The sequence below is a fragment of the Streptomyces sp. NPDC086077 genome (genome assembly GCF_040686175.1).
GTDB lineage: Bacteria > Actinomycetota > Actinomycetes > Streptomycetales > Streptomycetaceae > Streptomyces.
Window position 1 is genome coordinate 1 of the sequence record NZ_JBFBJT010000237.1, and the last position, 7,464, is coordinate 7,464.

Genomic DNA, 7,464 nt, shown 5'->3' on the forward strand with positions numbered 1-7,464 from the left:
GCTGAAGACGGCGTTGTCGCGCTGGTAGACGACGACCGGCAGGGCGGTGGCCGACGCGAGCTCCCGGTAGTGCCGCAGCAGGCCCTCCTGCCCGGCGAGGACGAGGTACGGCGGCATGGCGAGCAGCCCGTCCGCCCCGGCCCCTTCGGCGATCCGGGCGTAGCGCACGGCGAGCGCGGTGCCGTATCCGGCGCCGGCGACCACCGGCACGCGCCCCGCCGTCTCCTCCACCGCCGCCCGGACGCAGGTCTCGAACTCCTCCGGTGTGAGCGCGTGGAACTCGCCGGTGCCGCAGCAGGCGAAGACGGCGGCGGCTCCGGCCTCGACCCCCCGGCGGACATGGGCACGGTAGGCGTCGAGGTGCAGGGAACCGTCGGGTCCATAGGCGGTGACCGGAAAGAACAGCGGCCCGCTGGGCACGCTGAGGCGGGCGGCGAGCGGAGCTGGCGTCACAGGCTCTCCAAGGTCCATATTCATGTTTCGCGTCCACATTCCTGAACATGCTCACGCTAAGGTGGTGACCTGCGGGGGGTCAAGCAGGTCAACCCCTGATGCACCAGCGGATTCCCTGCCTCCGCGCACCACTTGACGGCCATGGCCCCGCTCCTTAGCGTGTCCACGCATGTGAATACCGTGCACGCATACGGTCGTTCGCTCACGCCGCTCGCTCATGGAGACCCCGCAAGGAGACCCGAGGATGCCCGCTCCCCGCACCGTTCTGCTCACCGGCGCCGCCGGCGGGCTCGGCACCCTGATGCGGGGCCTGCTCCCGGCGTACGGGTACACGCTGCGCCTGCTCGATCTGCGTCCCGTCGAGGGCGCGCCGGACGCGATCACCGCGGACCTGGCCGACCGGGCGGCCCTGCGCGAGGCCGTGCGGGGCGTCGACGCGATCGTCCATCTCGCGGGCATCTCCCTGGAAGCCCCCTTCGAGAAGATCCTCAAGGCGAACATCGAGGGCACGTACAACCTGTACGAGGCCGCCCGCGAGGAAGGCGTCCCGCGCGTCGTCTTCGCCTCCTCCAACCACGCCGTGGGCTACACCCCGCGCCCCCTGGGCGGCGACCCGCTGATCCCGATCGACGCCCCGCGCCGCCCGGACACCTTCTACGGCCTGTCCAAGTCCTTCGGCGAGGACCTCGCGCAGTTCTACTGGGACAAGTACGGCATGGAGACCGTCTCCGTCCGCATCGGCTCCTGCTTCCCGGAACCCACCAGCGTGCGCATGCTCTCGGTGTGGATGAGCCCCGCCGACGGCGCCCGCCTCCTCCACGCCGCCCTGACGGCCGAGAACGTGGGCCACACGGTGGTCTACGGCTCCTCCGCCAACACCCGCCTGTGGTGGGACCTCTCCGCCGCGCGGGCACTCGGCTACGAGCCGCAGGACGACTCCGAGCCGTACGCCGAGAAGCTCGTCGCCGAGCAGGGCGAGCTCGACCCGGCCGATCCGGCGCACGCCCGCCTGGGCGGCCACTTCGTGACCGACCCGCCGATCTGGCCGTACTGACGAGATCTCGACCATCACCGGGGCGGCCGGGCAGGAAGCGGGCACGCCCGCCCCCACATTCGGGCACAGCCCGAAATACGGTCCGGCAACCCCCTCAAGGGCGCGGGGAACCGCGCGACCAGCCCCGACGCACCCACAGACGACACACGACCTCTCCCCGCGGAAAGGAGGCGCACCCAAGACCGAACGGGCACAGACGGGCACCATCACTCCCCTGACAGACCTGGTCACGACCTCGCACCCGCTGTAGAACTTCCCCACAGGGCCCGAACGGGCAGCACGGCGAGGAGGCGGGTGACAGCCATGAACAGGACCGCGGAGGAACGGCAGCGCGAAATCGTGCGCGCGGCCCGGGCCAGCGGCTCCGTCGACGTCACCGCGCTCGCCACCCGGCTGGGCGTGGCCAAGGAGACCGTGCGGCGGGATCTGCGCGCCCTGGAGGACCACGGGCTGGTCCGCCGCACCCACGGCGGCGCCTACCCCGTGGAGAGCGCGGGCTTCGAGACCACGCTCGCCTTCCGCGCCACCAGTCACGTGCCCGAGAAGCGCCGGATCGCGGCCGCCGCTGCCGAGTTGCTCGGGGACGCCGAGACGGTCTTCGTCGACGAGGGCTTCACCCCGCAGCTCATCGCCGAAGCACTTCCCAGGGACCGGCCGCTGACCGTGGTCACCGCGTCCCTGCCGGTCGCGGGCGCGCTCGCCGAGGCGGAAGGTTTCTCGGTGCTGCTGCTCGGCGGCCGGGTCCGCCCGGGCACGCTGGCCACCGTCGACCACTGGACGACGAAGATGCTCGCCGGCTTCGTGGTCGACCTCGCCTACATCGGCGCCAACGGCATCTCACGGGAGCACGGCCTGACCACTCCCGACCCCGCGGTCAGCGAGGTCAAGGCGCAGGCGGTACGGGCCGCGCGGCGCACGGTCTTGGCGGGCGTGCACACCAAGTTCGGCGCGGTCAGCTTCTGCCGGTTCGCCGAGGTCGGCGCGCTGGAGGCCGTCGTCACCAGCACCCTGCTGCCCACCGCCGAGGCACACCGCTACTCCCTGCTCGGCCCCCAGGTCATCCGCGTCTGAGGACCCGACGCACCCCCACCGGGCTCCCCTCACACCCAGTAGTGCCCCTTATCTCCCCAAATGTTCAGGAGCGATCCATGCGAACCCAGAGCCGACGGAGGCCGCGAGTCACGCTCGCCGCGGTCGCCGCAGGGACGCTGCTCGCCCCGCTGCTCTCCGGCTGCTGGGTCGGAGCGGGCGGGGCAGGATCGGGCGGCGACTCGATCAACGTCCTGATGGTCAACAACCCCCAGATGGTCGAGCTCCAGAAGCTCACCGCCGCCCACTTCACCAAGGACACCGGCATCAAGGTGAACTTCACCGTGCTGCCGGAGAACGACGTACGCGACAAGATCAGCCAGGACTTCGCCAACCAGGCGGGCCAGTACGACGTCGCCACCCTCTCCAACTACGAGATACCGATCTACGCCCGCAACGGCTGGCTGCGCGAGATGGACTCCTACGTCGCCGGCGACCCGGCCTACGACGAACAGGACGTCCTCGGCCCGATGCGCGAGTCCCTGACCGGCGACGACGGCAAGCTCTACGGCCAGCCCTTCTACGGCGAGTCGTCCTTCCTCATGTACCGCAAGGACGTGTTCGAGAAGGAAGGCCTGACGATGCCCGCGCACCCCACCTGGACCCAGGTGGCGGACCTTGCCGAGAAGGTGGACGGCGCCGGGTCCGGCATGAAGGGCATCTGCCTGCGCGGCCTGCCCGGCTGGGGCGAGGTCATGGCACCGCTGACGACGGTGGTGAACACCTTCGGCGGCACCTGGTTCGACCAGAACTGGAAGGCCAGGCTCGACTCCCCCGAGTGGCAGAAGGCGACGAAGTTCTATGTCGACCTGGTCCGCGAGCACGGCCAGTCCGGCGCCGCCCAGTCCGGCTTCGCCGAGTGCCTCAACAACATGACCCAGGGCAAGGTGGCCATGTGGTACGACGCCACCTCGGCGGCCGGATCCCTGGAGTCCGCCGACTCCCCCGTCAAGGGCAAGGTCGGCTACGCCCCCGCGCCGGTCGAGAAGACCGAGTCCTCCGGTTGGCTCTACACCTGGGCCTGGGGCATCCAGCAGGCGTCCCGCAACACCGACAGGGCCTGGCAGTTCGTCTCCTGGGCGTCCGGCAAGGAGTACGAGCAGCTGGTCGGCGACCGGATCGGCTGGTCGAACGTACCGGCGGGCAAGCGGGCTTCGACCTACGGCAACCCCGACTACCGCGCCGAGGCGGCCGCTTTCCAGGAGATGACGAAGGAGGCCATCGAGGGCGCCCGCCCGAACGACCCCGGCGTGCAGCCGCGGCCCGCGCCCGGCATCCAGTTCGTCGGCATCCCCGAGTTCACCGACCTCGGCACCAAGGTCTCCCAGGAGATCAGCGCGGCCATCGCCGGACGTCAGTCCGTCGACGCGGCCCTGAAGAAGTCCCAGCAGCTCGCCGAGCGCATCTCCGAGGAGTACGAGGGACGATGACCGCCACCACCACGGCCCCCGTGGCCACACCCTCCGTGCACACGAGGAACCGCGAACCGTCGGGCCGTCTGCGGGCCTGGGCCACCCGGGCACCGCTCCTGCCCGCCCTGATCTTCATGATCGTCGTGACCCAGCTGCCGTTCGTGGCGACGCTGGTGATCTCCTTCTTCGACTGGAACGCCCTCTACCCCGACGCCCGCCGCTTCGCCGGTGTCGACAACTACCGCCATGTCCTCACCGACGCCGACCTGCGCGGCTCGGTGTGGACGACCATCCTGCTGACCGTGACCGTCGTCCTGGTCAGCCTGCTCCTCGGCCTGCTGCTGGCGCTGCTGCTGGACCGCGGGTTCAAGGGCCGGGGCGTGGTGCGCACCCTGCTGATCGCGCCGTTCCTGGTGGTCCCCGTCGCGGCGGCACTGCTCTGGAAACATGTGCTCTACAACCCTGAATACGGCTTGCTCAACGGGCTGTTGCACTATGTGGGCGGCCCGCAACCGGACTGGATCTCGACCACCCCGCTGCTCGCGGTCGAGGCGTCCCTGGTCTGGCAGTGGACCCCGTTCATGATGCTGATCATCCTGGCCGGCCTGCAGAGCCGTGACCCGCAGCAGATCGAGGCCGCGCGGGTGGACGGGGCCGGTGACTGGCAGGTCTTCCGCCACCTCACGCTCCCGCATCTGCGCCGCTACCTCGAACTCGGCGCCCTGCTCGGCTCGATCTACATCGTGCAGAACTTCGACGCGGTCTTCACCATCACGTCCGGAGGCCTGGGCACCGCGAACCTCCCCTACACCGTCTACCAGAGCTTCTACCAGGCCCATGAGAACGGCCTCGCCTCGGCCGCCGGCGTCCTGGTGGTCATCGGCTCGATCATCATCGCGACCTTCGCCCTGCGCGTGGTGTCGTCCCTGTTCCGCGAGGAGGTGAGCCGCGGATGAGCGGCAACGCCGTACGCGTCCGACGTGCCCCCCGTAAGGGCGCCGGCCTGGGTCTGGTGGCCTGGCTGGCCGGCGTCGTCTTCTTCCTGCCCATCGCGTGGATGGCCCTGACGTCCTTCCACTCCGAACAGGACGCGGCGACCAACCCGCCGTCCTTCGGCGCCGCGCTGACCCTCGACGGCTACCGCGAGTTCTTCGGCGCCGACGGCGGGGCGAGCCCCTGGCCGTCCCTGATCAACTCGACGGTGGCGTCGGTGACCTCGACTCTCCTGGTCCTGCTGCTGGCGCTCCCGGCGGCGTACGCGCTGTCCGTCCGGCGGGTGCGCAAGTGGACCGACGTGCTGTTCTTCTTCCTGTCCACCAAGATGCTGCCGGTGGTGGCGGGCCTGCTGCCGATCTACCTGTTCGCCAAGAACGCCGGGCTGCTCGACAACATCTGGCTGCTGGTGCTCCTCTACACGTCCATGAACCTGCCGATCGCGGTGTGGATGATGCAGTCGTTCCTGGCAGAGGTGCCGGTGGCGGTGATCGAGGCGGCCCGGGTGGACGGCGCCCGCCTCCCCACGGTGCTGGCCCGCGTCATCGCCCCCATGGCCCTCCCCGGGATCGCCGCCACCGCCCTGATCTGCTTCATCTTCAGCTGGAACGAACTGCTGTTCGCCCGGGTCCTCACGGGGGTGGTGGCCGAGACCGCCCCCGTCTTCCTGACCGGCTTCATCACCAGTCAGGGCCTGTTCCTGGCCAAGGTGTGCGCCGCGTCGCTCGTCATCTCCCTGCCGGTGCTCGCCGCGGGGTTCGCCGCCCAGGACAAGCTGGTCCAGGGCCTGTCGTTGGGAGCCGTGAAATGAAGGCCGCCGTCATCGAGTCCGTGGGCAGGGCCGTCGTCGCCGAGGTCCCGGACCCGACGCCGGGCCCGCGCCAGGTCGTCGTCGAGGTCGCCGCGTGCGGCCTGTGCGGCACGGACCTGCACATCCTCCAGGGGGAGTTCGCGCCCAAGCTGCCGATCGTGCCGGGGCACGAGTTCGCGGGCGAGGTGGTCGCCGTCGGCACCCAGGTCACCGAGGTGGCACCCGGCGACCAGGTGGCCGTCGACCCGTCGCTGTACTGCTACGAGTGCCGCTACTGCCGTAACGGTCACAACAACCTCTGCGAACGGTGGGCCGCGATCGGCGTGACCACGGCCGGCGGCGCCGCCCAGTACGCGGTGGCGCCGGTGGCGAACTGCGTGAAGCTGCCCGAGCACATCCGCACCCAGGACGCGGCACTGGTCGAGCCGCTGTCCTGCGCGGTGCGCGGTTACGACGTCCTGCGCGCCCGTCTGGGCGCCCATGTGCTGATCTACGGCTCGGGCACCATGGGCCTGATGATGCTGGAGCTGGCCAAGCGCACTGGCGCGGCGAGCGTGGACGTGGTCGACGTGAACCCGGCCCGGCTGGAGACCGCCCGCCGGCTGGGCGTCACGGCGGCGGCGGCCGGCGCCGACGAGCTGGACCGACCGCAGGGCTGGGACGTGGTGGTCGACGCGACCGGCAACGCGGCGGCCATCCAGGACGGCCTGGACCGTGTGGCCAAGGCCGGCACGTTCCTCCAGTTCGGCGTGGCGGACTACGCGACGCGCGTGAGCATCGACCCGTACCGCATCTACAACCAGGAGATCACCATCACCGGCTCGATGGCGGTCCTGCACAGCTTCGAACGGGCGGCGGAACTGTTCGCGAACGGCGTCCTGGACCCGGACGTCTTCATCAGCGACCGCCTGCCCCTGAGCAGCTACCCGCAGGCACTGGAGCAGTTCGCGTCCGGGGTGGGCAGGAAGATCGTGGTGGTGCCCTAGGGGCACGCCGGGCCGAAGGGGCCGTGACCTGATCGGCCGCACGGTAAGGGAACGGTAAAGCGGCCCCGGTCGTTCTCGGGTCATGACAGCTATGACCCCCGGCTCGAACATCCCTCTTCCCGTCGCCCGCGTGACGGTGGACGTCGCCGCCCCGGTGCGGCTCGACGTATCGGGCCTGCTGCTCACCGCCGACGGCAAGGTGCGCTCCGACGACGACTTCATCTTCTACAACCAGCCCAGCGGCCCGGGCGTGACCTACCGCTCCGGCGGCGGCACGGCCCCCGACGCCATCACGGTCGACACCGCCGCCCTCCCCCCGGGCATCGAGAAGATCGTCGTCACCGCGAGCCCGGACGCCGCGGGCCAGACCTTCCAGGGCGTCGAACCGACGGCCACGATCCGCAACGCCGACGACAACAGCGTCCTGGCCACGTTCACGCCCCCGCAGCTGGGCGCCGAGACGGCACTGGTGGTCGTGGAGGTCTACCTGCGCAACGGCGCGTGGAAGGCCCGCGCGGTCGGCCAGGGCTACGCCGACGGCCTGGCCGGCATCGCCACGGACTTCGGCGTCTCCGTGGAGGAGCCGGCCGCCGCCCCGGCCCAGCCGGTCACCCCGCCGCCGGCGCCGATGCAGCCGCCGGTGGCCCCGCCCGCCCCGGTCATGGA

The 7,464-nt window shown here is 70.7% G+C and carries 8 protein-coding genes; 7 read left to right on the forward strand and 1 reads right to left on the reverse strand.

The annotated features are described in order from the left end of the window. Positions 1–471 (reverse strand): dihydrodipicolinate synthase family protein (locus AB0O67_RS35585; protein ID WP_365459697.1); only part of this gene is annotated, 471 nt, incomplete at its 3' end. Positions 472–697: 226 nt separating this feature from the next. On the opposite strand from AB0O67_RS35585, the gene AB0O67_RS35590 reads away from it, so the two are divergent. From AB0O67_RS35590 to AB0O67_RS35620, 7 genes are all read left to right on the forward strand, one after another. After that, positions 698–1,507, forward strand: coding sequence for an NAD(P)-dependent oxidoreductase (locus AB0O67_RS35590; RefSeq protein ID WP_365459679.1), 810 nt, complete (start codon positions 698–700; stop codon positions 1,505–1,507). Positions 1,508–1,810: 303 nt separating this feature from the next. After that, entirely contained in the window at positions 1,811–2,578 is a 768-nt protein-coding gene (locus tag AB0O67_RS35595) for a DeoR/GlpR family DNA-binding transcription regulator (protein ID WP_365459682.1), read from the forward strand. 77 nt (positions 2,579–2,655) lie between these two features. Beyond that, the gene (locus tag AB0O67_RS35600; protein ID WP_365459685.1) at positions 2,656–4,026 is read left to right on the forward strand and encodes a sugar ABC transporter substrate-binding protein; all 1,371 of its coding nucleotides are present in this window, start codon (positions 2,656–2,658) and stop codon (positions 4,024–4,026) included. Next, positions 4,023–4,964 carry a sugar ABC transporter permease gene (locus AB0O67_RS35605; protein WP_365459688.1) on the forward strand — a complete coding sequence of 314 codons (942 nt, stop codon included), beginning with the start codon at positions 4,023–4,025 and terminating at the stop codon, positions 4,962–4,964. Before AB0O67_RS35600 ends, AB0O67_RS35605 begins: the two co-directional genes overlap by 4 nt. After that, complete coding sequence (locus AB0O67_RS35610; RefSeq protein WP_365459691.1) at positions 4,961–5,812, forward strand: carbohydrate ABC transporter permease; 852 nt, start codon at positions 4,961–4,963, stop codon at positions 5,810–5,812. The genes AB0O67_RS35605 and AB0O67_RS35610 overlap by 4 nt, the downstream gene beginning before the upstream one ends. After that, positions 5,809–6,798 carry a zinc-dependent alcohol dehydrogenase family protein gene (locus AB0O67_RS35615; protein WP_365459694.1) on the forward strand — a complete coding sequence of 330 codons (990 nt, stop codon included), beginning with the start codon at positions 5,809–5,811 and terminating at the stop codon, positions 6,796–6,798. Before AB0O67_RS35610 ends, AB0O67_RS35615 begins: the two co-directional genes overlap by 4 nt. A gap of 91 nt (positions 6,799–6,889) precedes the next feature. Then, the coding region (locus AB0O67_RS35620; protein WP_365459700.1) for a TerD family protein at positions 6,890–7,464 on the forward strand (575 nt) is incomplete at its 3' end.